This window comes from Paenibacillus mobilis (assembly GCF_058267595.1).
The window spans coordinates 1-18561 of record NZ_JBZCMS010000013.1; the positions used below are offsets into that span (position 1 = coordinate 1).

Annotated in this window: 15 protein-coding genes; 9 read left to right on the forward strand and 6 right to left on the reverse strand. The window is 55.4% G+C overall.

The features are described from left to right. Positions 1–89: 89 nt before the first annotated feature. Together AC3ZPD_RS19510 and AC3ZPD_RS19515 are read right to left on the reverse strand one after the other, a co-directional pair. On the reverse strand, positions 90–2156 hold the full coding sequence (locus AC3ZPD_RS19510; RefSeq protein WP_490985950.1) for an LTA synthase family protein: 2067 nt from the start codon (positions 2154–2156) through the stop codon (positions 90–92). 159 nt (positions 2157–2315) lie between these two features. Then, positions 2316–3461, reverse strand: a complete 1146-nt coding sequence (locus AC3ZPD_RS19515; RefSeq protein ID WP_490985951.1) for a THUMP domain-containing class I SAM-dependent RNA methyltransferase — start codon at positions 3459–3461, stop codon at positions 2316–2318. 129 nt (positions 3462–3590) lie between these two features. On the opposite strand from AC3ZPD_RS19515, the gene AC3ZPD_RS19520 reads away from it, so the two are divergent. Beyond that, on the forward strand, positions 3591–4223 hold the full coding sequence (locus AC3ZPD_RS19520) for an O-methyltransferase (protein WP_490985952.1): 633 nt from the start codon (positions 3591–3593) through the stop codon (positions 4221–4223). Between the two features lie 148 nt (positions 4224–4371). Here the strand turns inward: AC3ZPD_RS19520 and AC3ZPD_RS19525 are convergent, their stop codons facing one another. Beyond that, complete coding sequence (locus tag AC3ZPD_RS19525; protein ID WP_490986045.1) at positions 4372–5562, reverse strand: MFS transporter; 1191 nt, start codon at positions 5560–5562, stop codon at positions 4372–4374. A 236-nt stretch (positions 5563–5798) separates the two neighbouring features. On the opposite strand from AC3ZPD_RS19525, the gene hemE reads away from it, so the two are divergent. The 8 genes from hemE to AC3ZPD_RS19565 all read left to right on the forward strand — a co-directional run bounded on the left by hemE (position 5799) and on the right by AC3ZPD_RS19565 (position 15391). Beyond that, entirely contained in the window at positions 5799–6866 is a 1068-nt protein-coding gene (gene hemE, locus AC3ZPD_RS19530; protein WP_490985953.1) for a uroporphyrinogen decarboxylase, read from the forward strand. Positions 6867–6908: 42 nt separating this feature from the next. Next, positions 6909–7856, forward strand: a complete 948-nt coding sequence (gene hemH / locus AC3ZPD_RS19535; RefSeq protein WP_490985954.1) for a ferrochelatase — start codon at positions 6909–6911, stop codon at positions 7854–7856. Between the two features lie 6 nt (positions 7857–7862). After that, positions 7863–9275, forward strand: coding sequence for a protoporphyrinogen oxidase (gene hemG, locus AC3ZPD_RS19540; protein ID WP_490985955.1), 1413 nt, complete (start codon positions 7863–7865; stop codon positions 9273–9275). Between the two features lie 202 nt (positions 9276–9477). Beyond that, the gene (locus AC3ZPD_RS19545; RefSeq protein WP_490985956.1) at positions 9478–10890 is read left to right on the forward strand and encodes a CapA family protein; all 1413 of its coding nucleotides are present in this window, start codon (positions 9478–9480) and stop codon (positions 10888–10890) included. Positions 10891–11001: 111 nt separating this feature from the next. Continuing rightward, entirely contained in the window at positions 11002–11781 is a 780-nt protein-coding gene (locus AC3ZPD_RS19550) for a glycerophosphodiester phosphodiesterase (protein WP_490985957.1), read from the forward strand. Beyond that, entirely contained in the window at positions 11781–12407 is a 627-nt protein-coding gene (locus AC3ZPD_RS19555) for a fumarylacetoacetate hydrolase family protein (protein WP_490985958.1), read from the forward strand. Before AC3ZPD_RS19550 ends, AC3ZPD_RS19555 begins: the two co-directional genes overlap by 1 nt. Before the next feature lie 3 nt (positions 12408–12410). Next, on the forward strand, positions 12411–13241 hold the full coding sequence (locus tag AC3ZPD_RS19560; RefSeq protein WP_490985959.1) for a DUF92 domain-containing protein: 831 nt from the start codon (positions 12411–12413) through the stop codon (positions 13239–13241). A gap of 170 nt (positions 13242–13411) precedes the next feature. Then, positions 13412–15391, forward strand: coding sequence for an ABC-F family ATP-binding cassette domain-containing protein (locus tag AC3ZPD_RS19565; protein ID WP_490985960.1), 1980 nt, complete (start codon positions 13412–13414; stop codon positions 15389–15391). 126 nt (positions 15392–15517) lie between these two features. Here the strand turns inward: AC3ZPD_RS19565 and serS are convergent, their stop codons facing one another. The 3 genes from serS to AC3ZPD_RS19580 form a co-directional block, all read right to left on the reverse strand. After that, positions 15518–16810 (reverse strand): serine--tRNA ligase, encoded by a 1293-nt coding sequence (gene serS, locus AC3ZPD_RS19570; RefSeq protein ID WP_490985961.1) that lies wholly within the window; start codon positions 16808–16810, stop codon positions 15518–15520. 303 nt (positions 16811–17113) lie between these two features. Further along, a complete protein-coding gene (locus tag AC3ZPD_RS19575) occupies positions 17114–18145 on the reverse strand; it encodes a M42 family metallopeptidase (RefSeq protein ID WP_490985962.1) in 1032 nt (343 codons plus the stop codon). A 24-nt stretch (positions 18146–18169) separates the two neighbouring features. Beyond that, positions 18170–18547: a LapA family protein gene (locus AC3ZPD_RS19580; RefSeq protein ID WP_490985963.1), complete on the reverse strand. Its 378-nt coding sequence runs from the start codon at positions 18545–18547 to the stop codon at positions 18170–18172. Positions 18548–18561: the final 14 nt, after the last annotated feature.

Here is an 18561-nt window from a genome sequence, read left to right on the forward strand (position 1 = left end):
TGCTTGGTTAAAATGTTTCTTACTCATGTCATCCCCTCCATTGCCTCTTCCAGTATACAAAAAGTACCCATAGCCCAGACACCTTTTTTTCAAAGTGTCCAGTCTATGGGTACCAGTTTACAAGGGGTGCCTTTCTTTTGTTCAAATTGCCTGATCAGATCATAGGTAATCGTCTCGTCCGAAATTTGCAGCCGCTTTTGCGCTTCCTCATGACCGGGTTTGCACAGCTCTATTCCGAGCTTTTCGCCGCTTTTTTCGCTGTAGCAGGTGCCGTTCTCAAACAAGCCGTCCGGTGAAGGGATATAATGGACGTCGCTGTCCGTAAAAGCACCCGTGCGCAGCACGACAAGATGGTTCGGGTTGCCGTCAAACATATTGTTGCCCATCATGTATTGATCGGCCGAGGAAATGCCCAGCAAATGAAGCAGGGAAGGAGCCAGGTCGAGCTGGCCTTCGGCTTCCGCGTACGTGCCCGCCATTTTGTCATCGGGAAGATGAATAAAAAGCGGCACCTGGTTCATGATTTTGTGCATGTCCAGCTCCGTCAGGCTGTGTCCGAGGAATTTTTCATAGTCGGCCTGATCCGCAATGGAATTATCGTGATCCCCGTAAATGCTCAAAATGGTATTGTTCCAAAGCCCCTGAGCCTTCATTTGGCCGATCAGCTCGCCGATCGCTCCATCCACATAGTGCACGGCTTCCAGATAATCGCCGAAGATCGTGCCTTTAAAAGCTCCAACATCCAGCGTCTGCACGTCCTCGGGCAGGGAATAGGGATGATGGCTGGATAACGTGATCATAAAAGAATAGAAAGGCTGCTGTTCCTTCGCAAGCATGCCTAGCGATTGCCTAAAAAACGACTTATCCCCAAGAGACCAGCCGAGCGGTTCGTCGATCTGGTAATCTTTTTTGCTGAAGAAACGGTCATACCCCATGTTGCCGTACATCGTAAGCCGGTTCCAGAAGCTGCTGTCGTAGGCGTGGAAAGCGAACGCGTGATAACCGTTGTCTTTCAGAATCTGCGGCATGACGTCAAACTTGTGATCGGCAAAACGGGTGGCTACCGACCCGCTTGGCAGCGGATGCAGCGAGGCATTCGACGAAAAATCCGCATCCGACGTTCTGCCCTGCCCCGTTTGATGATAATAGTTCGAGAAATAAAGGCTTGTCTGACGGAGCTTGTTCAGATTGGGCGTTATTTCCTGACCGCCGATTTTTTGCCCGATCATAAAGTTCATCAGCGCTTCGGTTTGAATCACGATCACGTTGCTGCCTGGGTAAGCGCCGAAGGAGGCGTTCCGCACATCCCGGGTTTGACCGGCTTGCGTGAACCACTGTTTCATATCCTCCTTCTCCTGCACGGTCAGCGGATCTCCCCCAATATGGTCTTCGGCAAAACGGTAGATGTCATAGAAGTGGAAGCCCAGCAGACCCGTTACGTTGTAAAGGGACATGCTCCAGTAATTTTCCGAAAAAAGACCCGCCGCCCAGGTGCTCGTATAATATTTGATCGGCCCCACGGCTAGTCCGAGGCCGAGCACGAGGGCGGCCAAGCCGCCTGAAAGGCGGAGAAGCAAAAACTTCATTCCCCGCCGTCTTGATGATCTGCGCCATGTGCGCGCCGATGAGACGTAAGGGCTTGCGGAAGCCCATCCGGTGGATGCCGGACGTAGAAATGTTCCGAGACGGCGGCGGCGCGGGATTTTATAGATGAAATAGGCCAGACCGCCGGCCAGCAGCAGAAGAAAGTCTGCCGCAAACCGCAGGTCCGAGCCATGCAGCAGGGATTTAATGCTGTCGCCAAGCTCCCCTACCTGTCCGGCCTGAAGCAGGACAGGCACGGTGATAAAATCCTGGAAATAGCGGTAATAAACAAGATCCGAATAGATGAGGGCGGTCAGCAGCAGATCCAGGATGAGCAGGGCGACGGCTTCGGCCCGAAGAGACAGCCAGAGCGTCCAGAAGGAGACGAGCATCAAAGAACCGGTGGCGATGACGAAATCCAGCTTGTTCATATCGATATACCGCGCATGGAGGTGACTGTGCAGGTACCACAGCTTAAGCACCATCACGAGCAGGAAGACGAGGTAGGTACCGTATTTTCGGATAATCTGCGGCAGCCTGTTCGTCCGTGAAACGTTTACATATTCATACATGCCGAAGAAGCAGCTCCTTTCTAATACAAAATAACCCCACAAGCGTGGGGCAGGGTTGGGGATTGATGTATTAGACGTCCGTTCCGGCAGCGAGTACCCCTCACCCCTGTATACGGACTTTTGCATATGTTCCAATCCCCGTGACAGACAGTATGCCGGTTAATCCCTGTTCCGCGGCGGGAGCGGGCCCAGGTATTGATAATACTGGCATTCGATGCGCCCGTTAAACAGCTTGCGGCGTTTGTCCGCCGGACGGCCGAAATCTTTTTCAAAGGTTGGAGTCGGGCTGATCGCAAAAAAGGACCAGGTCGGCATTTCCGCGGACAGCCGCCCGAGCTGGGAAATCAGCCTGCGGATTTCCTTTTCGTCCCCGATCCGTTCTCCGTACGGCGGGTTGGTGATCAGACAGCCGTATTCGCCGGTTTTGGTCATCCGCGCGGCCGGGGCGACATGGAATTTGATTTCCTTTGCGAAACCTGCGCTTTTGGCTGCCGCTTTGGCGATTTCAATCGCTTCCGGGTCAATATCGCCGCCGGATATTTCAAGCGGAATGGAGTCGTCCACGGCGTCAAAGGCCTCCTCGCGGGCCTGCTCCCACAGCTCCTCCGGAATGACCGGCCAGTTCTCCGAGTTGAAGGAGCGGCGCAAACCCGGCGCTACATTCCAGCCGATCATGGCCGCTTCGATGGGCAGGGTGCCCGAACCGCAGCAAGGGTCGTAGAAAGGCCGCGAAGGATTCCAGCGGCTCAGCTGGATCAGCGCCGCAGCCAGCGTTTCCTTAAGGGGCGCTTCGGTTGCCTGCTTGCGGTATCCCCGCTTGTGCAGACCGGCTCCGGTCGTATCGAGGGTCAAAATCGCCACATCGTTCAGCAGAATGACTTCAATGACGTAACGCGGGCCGTTTTCCGGAAACCATTCCGTATGGTAGGTGCCCTTCAGCTTCTCGACGATCGCCTTTTTGACGATGCCCTGGCAGGCAGGCACGCTGCTCAGCTGCGACTTGTGCGAACGTCCTTCGACAGGGAATTCGCCGTTTGCAGGGATAAAATGCTGCCACTCCAGCGCTTTGGTGCCTTCGAACAGCTCATCGAAGGTGTGGGCTTCGAATTCGCCCATTTTGATCAGCACGCGGTCCGAGGTGCGCAGCCAAAGGTTGCAGCGGCAAATATCGATCAAATCGCCGGGGAACGTGACCCGGCCGTTTTCAACTTTAACATCGCTGTAGCCCAGCTCTTTCAGCTCGCGGGCCACAACGGCCTCCAGGCCCATCGGGGCGGTGGCAATTAATTCCAGTTTGGATGCCATGAATGTTTTCAACTCCGTTTATACTTGTAGGGATCGTCCAAAAACCATACAATCTAGTATATGGGAATGTGACTGAAGATACAAACCGAAAATGTATTGGGAATTTTGCTTTTAGATAAGGAGGATACGGTGATTACGCCTGAACAATACAGCGAGGAGCTTTACCAAGAAGATGAGGTGCTGGTCAACGTCAAACGTTCGCTGGCGGAAGCGGGCATTCAGGACGTATCGGTCGCGGCCGGTTACGGCCGCTTGCTGACGATGCTAGTCCGCATGTCCGGGGCCAAAGCGGTGCTCGAGATCGGCGCCCTTGGCGGATACAGCGGCATCTGCCTGGCCCGAGGGTTCGCAAGCGCCGGAGGCCGGCTGGTTTCTCTGGAAATCAGCGACGTCAACGCCGGGCTGGCGAGTCGGAATATGGAGGCGGCGGGTTTCGCAGGCGTGGCCGAATACAGGATCGGCGAAGCCCTGGACAGCTTGGAAGAGCTGGAGCGGCGCGGCGACCGGTTCGATTTGTTTTTTATCGATGCCGACAAGGGCAACTACGTGAACTATCTGGAAAAAGCGATCGGGCTTGCCCATCCCGGCGCCGTTATCATCGGCGATAATACGCTGCTTCGCGGACGTACCCTGAACCCGGAGAAAAACGGGCCGTCCGTCCAGATCATGCGCAGGTTCAACGAGCAGATTGCAAACGACCCTCGTTTGATGAGCACTTTCCTGCCGGCTTATGACGGCCTGGCGATTGCGATCGTTAAATAGGATTGGCAACGGAAAACAGGTTGAGGCAGGAGATGCCTTCTCAGCCGCTAAAAGCCAAAAAAAGTCCGCCCTTGGAGCGAGCCATTCACTCCAGGCGGACTTTTTTGCGGTTCGTGCAAGGAAAAGGGCTGGGCCGCATATGCGGGGATCAGCGGAACGAGGCCGCTTTTTCCGGGCGTTTGTACAGCTTGGTCCGGACCCACAGGGTGTTCAGCAGCAGCAAAATGCCGGAAATGACGAACAATCCCTCGATGCCGATAAACCCGGACAGGAAACCGCCGATCATGGCCCCCATCATGTTGCCGAGCGCAAGCGTGCTGCTGTTGAAGCCGAAGGCCCGGCTCTCCATACCGTCAGGGGTGTACATGCGGATCAGGGCGTTTACGCTCGGCAGCAGGCCGCCCATGCAAATGCCCATCAGGAAACGGACGGAGGCGAGCTGCCAGACCGAACCCACAAAGGCCTGCGGAATCAGCGTAAGCGAGGCGCCGATCAGCGCCACCGTTAATATTTTATGGGCCCCGACCTTATCGGAATATTTGCCGAGGATCGGAGAGGAGATCATGTTGGACAAGCCGGTCACCGCGCTGACAAACCCTGCCCAGAAGGGGAGATTAACCGCGGAGCCGTGAAGTTTTTCCACATATAAGGGCAATATGGACATCGGGCTGATCATCGCAAACTGCAGCAGGAACGTGACGGCGAACAGAGCCGGAAGCTGCGGCGTTTTGCCAAGCTCCCTAAAGCCGGCCAGCACGGAGACTTCGTCCCGTTTCGCGGCCTCCTGACGGTCGAATTTTTCCCGGACGAGGAAAAGGGCCAGCAGCGAAGCGGAGAACAGCAGCGCACCCGTTATGTAGAAAATGGGCCGGAAGCCGACGTAATTGGCCATCAGCCCTCCCAGCAGCGGTCCGAGAATGGTGCCGGCCACAGTGCCGGACTGGATGATGCCCATGGCGAAGCCGATGTTTTTCTTGGGCGTTGTGCTGGAGATGAGCGACACGGCAGCCGGATTAAATCCGGATATGGTGCCGTTCAGCAGTCGCAATACGAGAAGCTGCCAGGGAGCGGTCGCAAATCCCATCAGCGTAATAACGAATGCCATGCCGAAGCCGGAGCGGAGCAGCATGATTTTCCGGCCGTACTTATCGGCCAGTTTGCCCCATAGCGGCTGGAATAGGAAAGACGTCGCAAAGTTTGCGGCAAAGATCAGTCCGGCCCAGAAGCCGAGCGCTTTTTCCCCGTGCACATGTAGGTTTTGGGATAAATAGAGGGACAGGAACGGGGTGATCATCGTCATGCCCGCATTGACCAGAAAAGCGCCGGCCCATAACACCATGAGGTTGATTTTCCAAGTTTTCAAAGGGCTCACTTCCTTTCCGTATGTCGATTCGAGCAGCAAAGAGCCAAGCGGCCGGACATTGCAATTCTTTCAGTATAACATAAACTGAATAGAGCTTTAGAGCCGGAAGGTTCGGAGTTTTGTCAAGGCTTGCCGGGTTGTGATGGTTGTTACTTACTTTTGAAAAGGGCATAATGTAATTTAGGGATTCTTTTATGATGGAGGCAGTTCTTATGACCTATAATGATCGTTTTATCCGCGCCTGCCAAAAACGGGACGTGGATCAACTCCCGGTTTGGTACATGCGCCAGGCGGGGAGATACGACCCTGAATATCGTAAAATCAAGGAAAACTACAGTCTGCTGGAAATTTGCATGCAGCCTGAGCTGGCGGCCGAAGTCACTATGATGCCTGTCCGCAAGCTTGGCGTGGACGCGGCTATTTTATATTCGGATATCATGAACCCGGTCGCTTCGATCGGCGTTGATTTCGATATCGTCAAAAATATCGGGCCCGTGATCGACAACCCGATCCGCACCGCGGCCGACATCGACCGGCTGAAGCCGATCGACGTGGAAGGCGATTTGTCCCATATTTTAAAAACGATTGAAATTTTGAACCGGGAGCTCGACGTCCCGCTGATTACGTTTGCCGGGGCTCCCTTTACGATTGCCAGCTATCTGATCGAAGGCCGCCCTTCGAAAAGTTATATCCGCACCAAAAGCATGATGTACGGCGAGCCGGAGCTTTGGCAGAAATTGATGGATAAGCTGGGCGATATGATTATCGCTTATTTGCGCGCCCACGTGGCGCATGGCGGACAAGCGTTCCAGCTGTTCGACAGCTGGGTCGGCGCGCTTGCGCCTAAAGACTTTGAACGGTTTGTGCTGCCGACGGTTACCCGTATTTTTGCCGAACTTCAGGATTTGAATGTGCCGAAAATTTATTTTCCTGGCGTGAGCTCAGGCGAGCTGCTTCCGACGCTGTCCGGACTTCAGGCGGATGTCATCGGCCTGGATTGGCGCGTTTCCATTGCCGAGGGCCGCAGACGGCTCGGCGGAAAACACGGCGTGCAGGGCAATCTGGATCCGTACGTGCTGACGGCGCCAATGGAGGTTATCAAGCGGCATGCTGCGGCTATCATCGATGAAGGCATCCAGGAGCCGGGATATGTGTTTAACCTGGGCCACGGCTTGTTCCCGGAAGCTTCGCTGGAGAAACTTCAGGAATTAACGCAGTTCGTGCATGAATACTCCGCCGAGGCCATCCGCCGAAGCAAACCCGTTAAGAACAATAACTAGAAATTTAAACTACTTAATATACAAGCAAAGGTGGTTATCCGCATGTCCAAAAAAATAGGCGTGCTGGTGATGTCCTACGGGACGCCGGCCGGCATGGATCAGATCGAGGCTTATTATACCCATATCAGAAGAGGCAACCGTCCGACGGAGGAGCAGCTCAAGGAACTGACAGACCGTTACGAGGCGATCGTAGGCGGCGTATTTCCGTTGAGAGCGAACACGGACCACCAGGCGGAAACCCTGCAGCAGGCGCTGAACAAGCTGACGAAGGAAGGCCGCGTGGATGCCGAGTTTGTCTGCTATCAAGGCTTGAAGCATGCCGCTCCATTCATTGAAGACGGCGTGGAACAGATGGCCAAAGACGGCATTAAAGAAGCCGTAGGCATCGTGCTGGCGCCCCATTATTCCGTTATGAGCGTAGGCGGTTACATCAAACGCGCCCAGGTTAAAGCGGAAGAACACGGCATCGCCATGAAGTTCGTGAAGGAATATCATCTGAATCCTTCGCTGATCGAAGCGATCAGCCGGAAGGTTTCTGCGAAGCTGGATTTATTCGAGGAGGCAGGAGCGAAGCGCGATCAGGTCCGCGTTCTGTTCAGCGCCCACAGCCTGCCGGCCAAAATTTTGGAGATGGGCGATCCTTATCAGGATCAGCTGCTCGAAACCTCCAAAGCGGTTGCGGACAAGCTGGACATCAAGCAGTGGCAGTTCACCTGGCAGAGTGCGGGCCGCACGGCTGATCCTTGGCTTGGTCCGGACATTCTCGATACGATCAAGTCGCTTAGCACCGAACAGGTGGAAGACGTTTTGGTGGCGCCCGTCGGATTCGTGTCCGATCATCTGGAGGTCCTTTACGACCTGGATATCGAAGCCAAAGCGGTGGCTAAAGAACTCGACATGCGCCTGGAGCGCATTGACATGCTGAACAGCGATCCGCTTTATATTCAGGCTCTATGGGAATCCATAATAGACGTTTTGGAAAAGGGATGATTGGGGATGAGCGAGTCTTCTTCGAGCAGGGTTGTCATTGTCGGCGGAGGACTGACCGGCCTAAGCGCCGCGTTTTATATCCGCAAATTTTACCGGGAGAAGGGGCAGCGTCCGCAGATTACGATTTTGGAAAAAAGCAAGGTGCTGGGCGGGAAAATTGAATCGCTGCACCGCGACGGGTTTGTTATCGAAAAAGGCCCGGACTCCTTCCTCGCCCGCAAAACGGCCATGATTGATCTGGCCAAAGAGCTTGAGCTGGAGCATGAACTCGTGCAGCAGAATCCGCAGTCCAAGAAAACCTACATCGTCAGCCGCGACCGGCTGCATCCGATGCCGGGAGGGCTGGTGCTGGGGATTCCGACGGAGCTCAAGCCGTTTTTAAAGACCGGCCTGATTTCCGGCCCGGCCAAACTTCGCGCGCTGATGGACTTTCTGATCCCGTCCCGCAAGGAGCCGGGGGACGAGTCCCTCGGGAATTTCATTGAGCGAAGACTGGGAACGGAAGTTTTGGAGAACGTGACCGAACCGCTGCTGGCGGGCATTTATGCCGGGGAAACCCGGCATCTGAGCCTGCAGGCCACTTTCCCGCAATTTGCGGAGGTCGAGAAGAATTACGGCAGTCTGATTCGGGGAATGATGACGGGCCGCAAGCCGATGGAAACCCATACCGGAACGAAACGCAGCGCATTTTTGACTTTCCGGCAGGGTCTGCAAAGCTTGATTCATGGTCTGATCCATGATTTGAACGATGTAGAGCTGCGGACGGAGAGCGAAGCAGTTTCGTTTATCCACTCAGGGGCTGGGGAATATGAGGTGACGCTTGCCGGCGGAGAAAAACTGCTGGCCGATGAACTGGTCGTCACCTCGCCGGCCTTTGCCGCAGCGGAATTTCTGCGCGGCCATGTGGATACGTCTGCGCTTGAAGCCATTAACTACGTTTCGGTGGCCAATGTAGTGCTTGCCTTCGACAAAGCGGAGTTTGGCGAAGCGTTCGACGGCTCCGGGTTCCTTGTTCCCCGCAAGGAGAACCGGAACATTACCGCCTGCACTTGGACATCCACGAAGTGGCTGCACACAAGTCCGGACGATAAAGTGCTCCTTCGCTGTTATGTGGGGCGTTCGGGCGAAGAAGAAAACGTATTTTTGCCGGATGAAGCGCTGACGGAACTGGTGCGCAAAGATTTGAAGGAATTGATGGGCCTGACGGCTAATCCGCTGTTTGTGGAAATTACGCGCCTGCCTAAATCGATGCCCCAGTACCCTGTAGGCCATTTGGACAATATTGAGCGGTTCCAAAATGAGCTGCGGAGCAAGCTGCCGGGCGTTTATGCAACAGGAGCGGCCTTTAAAGGCGTCGGCCTTCCGGATTGCATCAAGCAGGCCAAAGAACTGGCCGAAGAGATGGCGGGCCGGAAATAAACTGCACACGACTTAAGAACTGAGTAAATAGAACCCTTTGCGGCGGCGGGGGTTCTATTTGTTCTTTGCCGGCTGGTATAATAAAATCAATTTGGTGTAGGAAACCATTTGATGCTGTTTTTCGTCTTGTTAAGGACAGCATGAAATGAATTTCTAAATGGATTTCTAAGGGAGACCTTATACCGGGATTGAGGAGTGAACCATGTACCCACCTAGATCAGCAAAATACAAACAGAAAAAAAAGCAGAAACAGCAGCGGCAAACGAAGGTTTGGACGATCGTCAACCTGATGCTGATTGTCGCCGTTTGTTTGGTAGGCCTCTATATTTATTACAGCTCTAGTGACTCAACCACGGCGGGTTCGGGCCCGGCGGCATCAGATGCCGGGAACAGCGCAGGAACGGCGGAATCCGGTGCTGTGGCGGACCGTGGAACGGAAACGGGATCAGGATCAGGTGTAGGCCGGAGTTCATCGGATCAGCCGTCCCCTTCGGACGGAACGGGTTCCAATCCGGCTGGAGCTTCCGGTCGTCCCTCGAACAGCGGATCCCAGGACGGCAGTGCCAATCCTGATCCTTCCGGCGGGGATTCATCCGTAGCGGCGGGAACAAACCCGGCATCCCAGAATTCGGAGCAAGGCCAGCCTGCGAATAATACGTCTGCCGGTTCTCCCGACGATTTGGTCCTTCACTTCGGCGGGGACACCTTGTTTTCCGGCAAAGTGGAAGCAAAGCTGGAGAACACCGGCTATGATTTTCCGTTTCAGTATGTGAGCGGCTTGTTTAAGCAGGACGATCTGACCGTCCTCAATCTGGAAACGCCTGTTACCTATGGGGGCGTAGGCGCTTCGGATAAGCAGTATGTATTTAAGTCTTCGCCGAAAGCGCTGGAAGCGATGGCGGCAGCAGGAGTGGATGCCGTGAACCTGGCGAACAACCACACGCTGGATCAAGGGGAGGAAGGACTTCTCGATACGCTTGATCATTTGAAAAATGCAGGCATCGTCTCGGTTGGAGCCGGCGTTAATGCCGATCAGGCTTATGCTCCCCAATATTTTGAGCGCAAGGGGATCAAAATCGCCTTGTTCGGCTTCAGCCGCGTGCTGCCGAAAGCCGACTGGGCGGCCGGCGCAAGCAAACCCGGCATCGCCGGGGTTTATGACCCGACCATGGCCTATGCGGCCATCAAAGCAGCGCGACAAAAAGCCGATCTTGTCCTTGTCATTACGCATTGGGGCAAGGAGCGGGTACAGCAGTTTGACGACACGCAAACGGCTCTGGCCCACGGCTTGATCGATGCGGGCGCCGATCTGGTCATCGGCGGGCATCCTCACGTGCTCCAAGGGCTGGAGCAGTATAAAGGAAAATGGATTGCCTACAGCACAGGCAATTTTATCTTTACCCGGTCGACTAACGAAAAAACATGGGAGACCGCCGTGTTCGAAGCCCGCTGCAGCAAATCTGGCAGCTGCGGCATGAAGCTGATTCCTTACACAGCAGAGCTGGCCCAGCCGGTGCCAATGCAGGCCGAAGACGGGGCCAAACTGCTGCAGGAGATTCAATCCCTTTCCCCTGGGGTAACCGTTGACAAGGCAGGGAATGTTTCAGCAAGGTAAGGACCGGTTAGGACATAACCGGGGCTGTAATAAGCCAACAAGGTGATAGGTGACGTTATCTTGGAGAGAAAAAAATAAAGTCGCCGTCCCTGCGGAAGGGAGCGAACGGAGATGAACCGATATTGTGCCGCCCACCGGGGCTACTCTGGTGTAGCGCCTGAGAATACGATGGCTGCGGTACGCATGGCCATGGAAGAGCCCTGCGTAACCTGGATGGAAGTGGACGTGCAGATGTCCAAGGATGGCATTCCGGTCATTATCCATGATTTTTCGGTGAACCGGACGACCAATGGACGCGGGCTTGTCCGTGAGAAGACGCTGGCGCAGCTGAAGAAGCTGGATGCCGGAAGCTGGAAGTCCTCTTTTTATGCGGGTGAGAAAATCATGACCCTGGATGAGCTTTTGGACGCCGTTAAAGGAAGATTGAAGCTCAATCTCGAAATAAAAACCCAGGAAGGGATGTATCCCGGCCTGGAGAAAAAAATGGTTCAAGCCGTAAGGAGCCGGCAAATGCAGGAGGATGTCGTCATGACGTCCTTTGATGTCAGTGCGCTTGGCAAAGTGAAATTCGAGGATCCCGGAATCCAAACCGGGCTGATTGCGGACCGGCGCACGCCGGAGCTTTTTCGGAGGCTGAAGGATTTGGGCTGCAATTTCCTGTCCATGGCGCATCGGAAAATTGACGACAGGCTGGTTGCAGAAGCCTTAAGGAAAGAGGTCCGGATTATGGCCTGGACGGTGGACCGGCCCCAGTCGATGCTCAGGCTGGCTGCGCTGGACCGGAACATCCTGATCTGCACCAACAAGCCGGGTGTATTCCGGGAAACTTTTATTGAACCTGCGGCAATCAAACCAACAAGAAAATGGTGGAGACTGGGAGGCAGATCGTAATGGTCCAAAATGTGTATTGTGTCGGGAGAAATTATAAGCTTCACGCAGAGGAACTGGGCAACGACGTGCCTACCGAACCTATGATTTTTCTGAAACCGAGCCATGCGGTAGTCAAAGCGGACGGCAGAGAGCTGCCGTTTCCCGCGGATCAAGGAGAAATCCATTATGAAACGGAGCTTGTCATCCGTATCGGACGCCCTTATGAGAAAGGCATGGCTGTCCAGGATCTGGTCGACGTAGCGGCGCTGGGCATTGATTTTACGCTGCGGGACGTGCAATCCATTTTGAAAAAGAAAGGCCAGCCGTGGACGGCGGCCAAAGGTTTTTTGCATTCCGCGCCGGTGACGTCCTATTTTGCCCTGCCGGACAAAGAGGAGCTGGAAAGCAAGGATTTCACATTGCTGCTAAACGGCGAAGAAGCCCAGCGCGGCAACGTCAAAAACATGATTTTTTCGCTGCAGGTCATCGTAGATTATATCGCCGAGCATTACGGCCTTGGCGAAGGCGACCTGATCTTCACGGGTACGCCGGAAGGCGTTGGCCCTGTAGCTGCAGGCGACAAGCTGGAACTGGCCTGGGACGGCCAAGTTCTCGGCTCCTGCATCATCGGCAGCAAGGAGAGCTAGAGCGTGCTTCACTGGCTGATCGGCTTTGCGGGAGCGGCGGTGGTAGCGGGCCTTGCTTACATAAAACGTTCCCTGTCGCTGTCCGGCCTGATTGCCGCCGTGATCATGGGGACGATCTATTACGGTGCAGGCAGCGCCTTCTGGTTTGGGATTTTGCTCGTCTTTTTTATTACGTCAACCGTGCTGTCCAAATGGAAGAAGGACCGGAAAAGCGAACTGGAGAAATCGTATGCCAAAACCGGAACGCGCGATGCCGGTCAGGTGTTCGCCAACGGTGGACTGGGCATGCTGATCTGTCTCGGCTATGTAATTGCTCCTAGTTTGTCGTGGGTTTATGTTTTTGTCGGCGTCATGGCGACGGTAACGTCCGATACCTGGGCGACGGAGCTTGGCGGCCTCAGCCGCAAATCTCCGCGTTCGGTCCTGACAGGCCGGGTGGTGCCGAAAGGCACTTCCGGCGGCGTGTCGCTTATGGGCAATGCCGCGGCATTGGCCGGAGGCTTGTGCATTGGGCTGTCCGCCTGGCTGCTCCTGCAGCTCGGCGGAGGTTTTTCAGACACAGGGACGTGGGCGCTTTCGCTGCCGGGACTGCTGCTGTCAGGCGGTATTGGCGGTTTTGCCGGGGCCATGGCCGATTCCGTGCTGGGAGCAACGGTCCAGAAGATGTACCGCTGTCCCGTTTGCGGACAGGTCGTGGAAGTAGAGCGTCATTGCGGGCACGATACGGAACTGCACCGCGGCTGGTCCTGGATGACCAATGATGCGGTCAATTTGATCAGCTCCGCCGTAGGAGGACTGGTTGCTTTAGGGCTGGGCTTGGGGTTAGGTACTTGACCCGGCCCGGCTTTTTTAAGTATAAAGAAGGGTAAGCATAACAGTCTTGACTGCCAGAGTTTTTGAGGAACCTTGTTTGCTCCTGGACTCTTCTGGCGTTGAACGTAAATTTTGCACACCGTTTATTCCAGAGCGGAATAAACAGCAAAGCGGGAAGGCAAGGAGAACAGATGAACATATTAACGGCCGAAGGGCTAGCCAAAAGTTACGGAGAAAAGGTTTTATTTGAAGGCGCCTCGTTTGGCATGGAGGATCAGGATAAAATCGGGCTTGTCGGCGTTAACGGCACGGGCAAGTCGACTTTTTTGAAAGTGATCGCCGGGCTGGACAGTCCGGATGCAGGAAAGGTTGCCGTCAATAACGACGTAAGAATCCGCTACCTGGCTCAGAATCCCGACTTCGATCCGGAAATGACGGTGCTCCAGCAGGTCTTCCGCGGGGAAGGTGAAGAGCTGCGCTGCGTTTACGAATATATGGAGACATTGAGAGAGCTGGAACAGGGCGGGGACAACGAGGTTTTGCAGGAGAAGCTCGTCCGTCTCGGCCAAACGATGGACCGCCTTCAGGCTTGGCAGCTGGAGAGCGAAGCGAAAAGCGTTTTATCCAAGCTGGGCATTCACGATTTTCACCGGAAAATGGGCGAGCTGTCCGGCGGACAGCGCAAGCGGGTGGCGATGGCAACGGCGCTTATTCAGCCGTCCGAGCTGCTCATTCTGGACGAGCCTACCAACCATATCGACAACGAGTCCGTAGCATGGCTGGAGCAATACCTGCAGAAACGCCGCGGCGCTTTGCTGATGATTACGCACGACCGTTATTTCCTTGACCGGGTCTGCGACGTCATGCTGGAGCTGGATCAGGGCAAGCTGTACCGCTATGAGGCCAATTACAGCCGGTTTCTAGAGCTGAAGGCGGACCGGGAGGAACGCGAGGCGTCGGCCGAGCAAAAAAGGCAGAACCTGCTGCGCAATGAGCTGGCCTGGATCCGCAGGGGGGCCAAAGCCCGATCCACCAAACAAAAAGCGCGGATCGACCGCTTTGAGAAGCTGGCCGAGCAGGCGCCCGGCCAGAAGGCGGCTTCGCTCGACATGTCGGTAGCTTCCTCCCGCCTGGGCCGCAAGATCCTGGAGATTTCGGAGCTGCATTATGAGGTGGAAGGCCGCACGCTGATCGGCGATTTGACCTACACCGCGGTGCCGCAGGACCGGGTCGGCATCGTCGGCCCCAACGGCAGCGGCAAATCGACGCTGCTGAATCTGATCGCCGGCAGGCTGCAGCCGGGCAAAGGTTACATTGAGCTGGGGCAGACGGTCAAGCTCGGTTACTACACGCAGGAGCAACAGGAGATGAAAGCCGAGCAGCGCGTGATCGAATACATCAAAGAAGAAGCGGAAGTGGTAACGACGGCCGACGGATCGCGCATCACGGCTTCACAGATGCTGGAACGATTCCTGTTCCCGTCCGCGCTGCAGTGGACGCCGATCGGCAAACTTTCAGGCGGAGAGAAACGTCGACTGTACCTGCTGCGCGTGCTGATGGGCGCGCCGAATGTCCTGCTGCTGGACGAACCGACAAATGATCTGGACATTCAAACGTTAAGCGTGCTGGAGGCTTATCTGGATGAATTTCCGGGAGCCGTGTTTACGGTATCGCATGACCGCTTTTTCCTGGACCGCACGGTCGATAAAATCATGGCCTTCGAAGGCGGCGGCCGGATTGCCGTTCATGTCGGCAATTACAGCGAATACGCCGAACGCACGGGCGGCGGCGAAGGCGGATCCGCAGCAGCCGGGAATGCCGGGGCGGGCGCTGCTCAAACGGCCTCCGCTTCAAAGGGCGGCGCTTCCTCCGGAAGCGGCGGTGTTGGCAGCGGTGGCGGCGTGCGGGATGGCTCGTCCCAGCGCAGCGAAAAGCTGAAGTTCAGCTATAACGAGCAGCGCGAATTTGAGGCCATCGACGAGCTTGTCGAAGCGGCCGAGCAGGAGCTTGAGCGCATAACCTCCGAGATGGAACAAGCGGTCAGCGATGCAGCCCTGCTGCAGGAGCTGATGAAGCAGCAGCAGGCGGCCGAAGCCGAGCTTGAGCGCCTCATGGAGCGCTGGACGTATTTGAACGAGCTCGCGGAGCGGATTGAAGGGCAGCGGGGGTAACAAGTCGCCCAACTTGCAATTGATGAATAAGGTTTAACTAAAAAAACTACGGCAGCCCGAAAATGGGCTGCCGTAGTTTTTAGCTCTTTTTAGTTTTTTTGCACCAATCAGCCGTTATCTCTCCGTCTAGGGATGCCGGCTCGGATTCAAAACCTCCCGCCCGCCCATATAAGGCCGCAGCGCGGGCGGAATATAAATCGACCCGTCTTCGCGCTGATGATTCTCAAGCAGGGGAATGAGAATGCGGGGCGTTGCTACGGCCGTGTTGTTCAGCGTATGGCAGAATTGAAGACTGCCGTCCTCCTCGCGGTAGCGGATGTTGGAACGCCGGGCTTGAAAGTCGTGCAGGTTGGACGACGAATGGGTTTCGCCGTAGCTGCCCCGGCTTGGCATCCACGTTTCAATATCGTATTGCTTGTAGGTCTTTTGCGACATGTCGCCAGTGCATACGGCCATGACCTGGTAAGGAAGCTCAAGCAGCTGAAGGATTTCTTCGGCGTTGGCCGTAATCTCCTGCAGCAGGATTTCCGACAGCGCCTGATCATTGCGGCAAAGTACAACCTGCTCTACCTTGGAAAACTGATGCACCCGGTACAATCCGCTGGTATCGCGGCCCGCCGAGCCGACTTCGCTGCGGAAGCAGACCGAAGCCGAGGCGGCTTTGACCGGTCCTTGGCTCAAGTCCACTAGGTCCCCGCTGAAATACCCGATCAGAGGAACCTCCGAAGTGCCGACTAGCCAGCGCTCCTCCCCGGCAATCGGGTAGGTCTGGTCTTCGCCCAGCGGGAAAAAGCCCGTATGGACCATGGCTTCCCGCCCCACCATCAAAGGTACCTCGAGGAAATCAAAGCCTTTGCGCTCCAGCACGTCCAGGGCAAGCTGCTGCACGGCCCGCTGGAGACGGAAGCCGTCGCCCTTCAGGTAATAATTGCGGCTCCCGGCAACCTTCACCCCGCGCTGAATGTCCAGAATATCGAGCATCCGGCCAAGCTCCACGTGATCGCGGGGTTCGAACCCGAACTCCGGCGGCCTGCCCCAGCTTCTCACCTTCACATTGTCCGCATCCGAGGCTCCGTCCGGCGTATCTTCCGAAACGATATTCGGAACAAGCAGCAGCAGGCTTTTATATTCGGAATCTGCCCGGTTAAACGCTATCTCCGCCTCCTGAAGCCGCCGCTTGTTCTCCGCCATTTCCTCCCTTAATGAATCGGACTTTGCGTGCCCGTCAAGCTGCATCGCTGTCCGGATCTCTTCCGTAAGACGGTTCCTTTTTTGTCTGAGCCGTTCCAGCTCCGCCAGTTCGGCTCTTCTTTTTTCATCACGTTCCAGCAGTTCCTTGACCGACAGCGAAATCCCTTTGCGGTCTGCGGTTTGCTGTACTTCGTCCGCATGCTCCCGAATCCACTTCATGTCCAGCATGTAATACCAGCTCCTTTGTCCTGTAAAAATACAAAAAGCGCCCTCGTCTTTTGGGACGAGGGCGCTTTGGACTCGCGGTGCCACCCAACTTGACCCTGCCGGCAAAACGGCAGGATCCTCTTGGTTCCGCGGTAACGGGCGGTGCCGGTTAACTTAGGGGAGCAGCGGGTGCCCCCTTGACGAAAACGCCTCCGAGTTGGATGCTCTTCACGGGCAGGATCGGAATATGATGATTTTTAACAGTATAGCCGAACGGCAACGGATGCGCAAGGGGCAGGTAAGACGATCCCGTTTCAGCTGAAATCAGGCGTTAATGTAAGCGCCGAGCAGCCGGGCCGTATTGATGACGGCCTGCTTGGTCGTCCGCTCCATGGCGTGCGAGGCATGAACGCCCGGGCCGATCAAGGCGGCACGGATGTTGTGGCCAGCCCGAAGCGCGGCTGAAGCATCTGAACCGTATTGCGGATAAATATCGACCGCGTAAGGGATGTTTTCCCGTTTCGCCAGTTCAATGAGTTTGCTGGTCATCTGGTAATCATAAGGACCGCTTGAATCTTTGGCGCAGATGGACACGTCCGTTTCTTTGCAGGACAGGTCATCGCCCATGCAGCCCATATCCACGGCAATCATCTCTTCGATGCCGGAAGGAATATAAGCGGCTCCATGGCCCACCTCTTCGTAATTGGAGATGAGCATCACGATATCCCGTTTAGGTTTCCAGCCGCCTTGGGAGGCCGCTTCCAGCAGGCCAAAAAGGGCAGCCACACTCGCCTTGTCATCGATATGGCGGGATTTCACGAACCCGCTGTCCGTCACGACGGCACGGGAATCAAAAGAAATAAAATCGCCGTTGCTGATGCCAAGCTTCAGCACGTCGTCTTTATTGTCCACCAGCTCATCGATGCGGACCTCCATGTTTTTCTCCACACGCGGAAACTCGCGGGCATCGCCGTATACATGGACGGAAGGATGGGTGCTCAGGATCGTGCCGGAATAAACCTTGCCGTCCCGCGTATGGATCTGGCAGTATTCATTTTCGATGCTTTGCATCATGAAACCGCCCACGGAAGAGATCGCCAACGTGCCGCGGGACGTGACCGAACGGACGATGGCGCCTAACGTATCGACATGGGCGCTGAGGCAAAGCGGATTCTCGCTATTGTCTCCCTTCAGACGAAGGATGGCCCCGCCTTTGGCATTGCGTTCAAACGGGATGTCCAGCTTGTCCGCTTCCTGTTTGATCAATTCGATGATGTGATGGGTATAACCGCTTGGACTTGGGGTATCCAGCAGCTGTTTCAGCAGGGAGATGACGTAGGACTCATTGATGTTCATCTGGAATTTCCTCCTATGTATAAGTTACTTAATTTCGTCTTTGGAGTTAGAACCGTCAAGCAAAGCCGGGTTCGGCTGACCGCTTTCCGCGGAATCAAGCGCAGGGGATGGGGACGGCTCAGCCGGTGTCTGGTCCGCCTCATAGCCGGTCGCTTCTTGAATATGCGCCAGCTTGGCGTTAAGCTGCTTGATCTGGCGCTGCTGGCGGTAGCCGCGGTAAATTCCGAACGCTCCGACGATAATCCCGCCAAGCAGCACCGATCCCAAAATAAGCAGGATCAAAGGCAGCTTCACGGAACCAAATAATAAATTGACCTCAACCTGTTCAACGTTAATGACCGCAAAAACAGCGGTGATCAGGGCGAAAATAAGCGCCAGAATCAAAGACCATTGAATTTTCACAAACAAACCTCCTT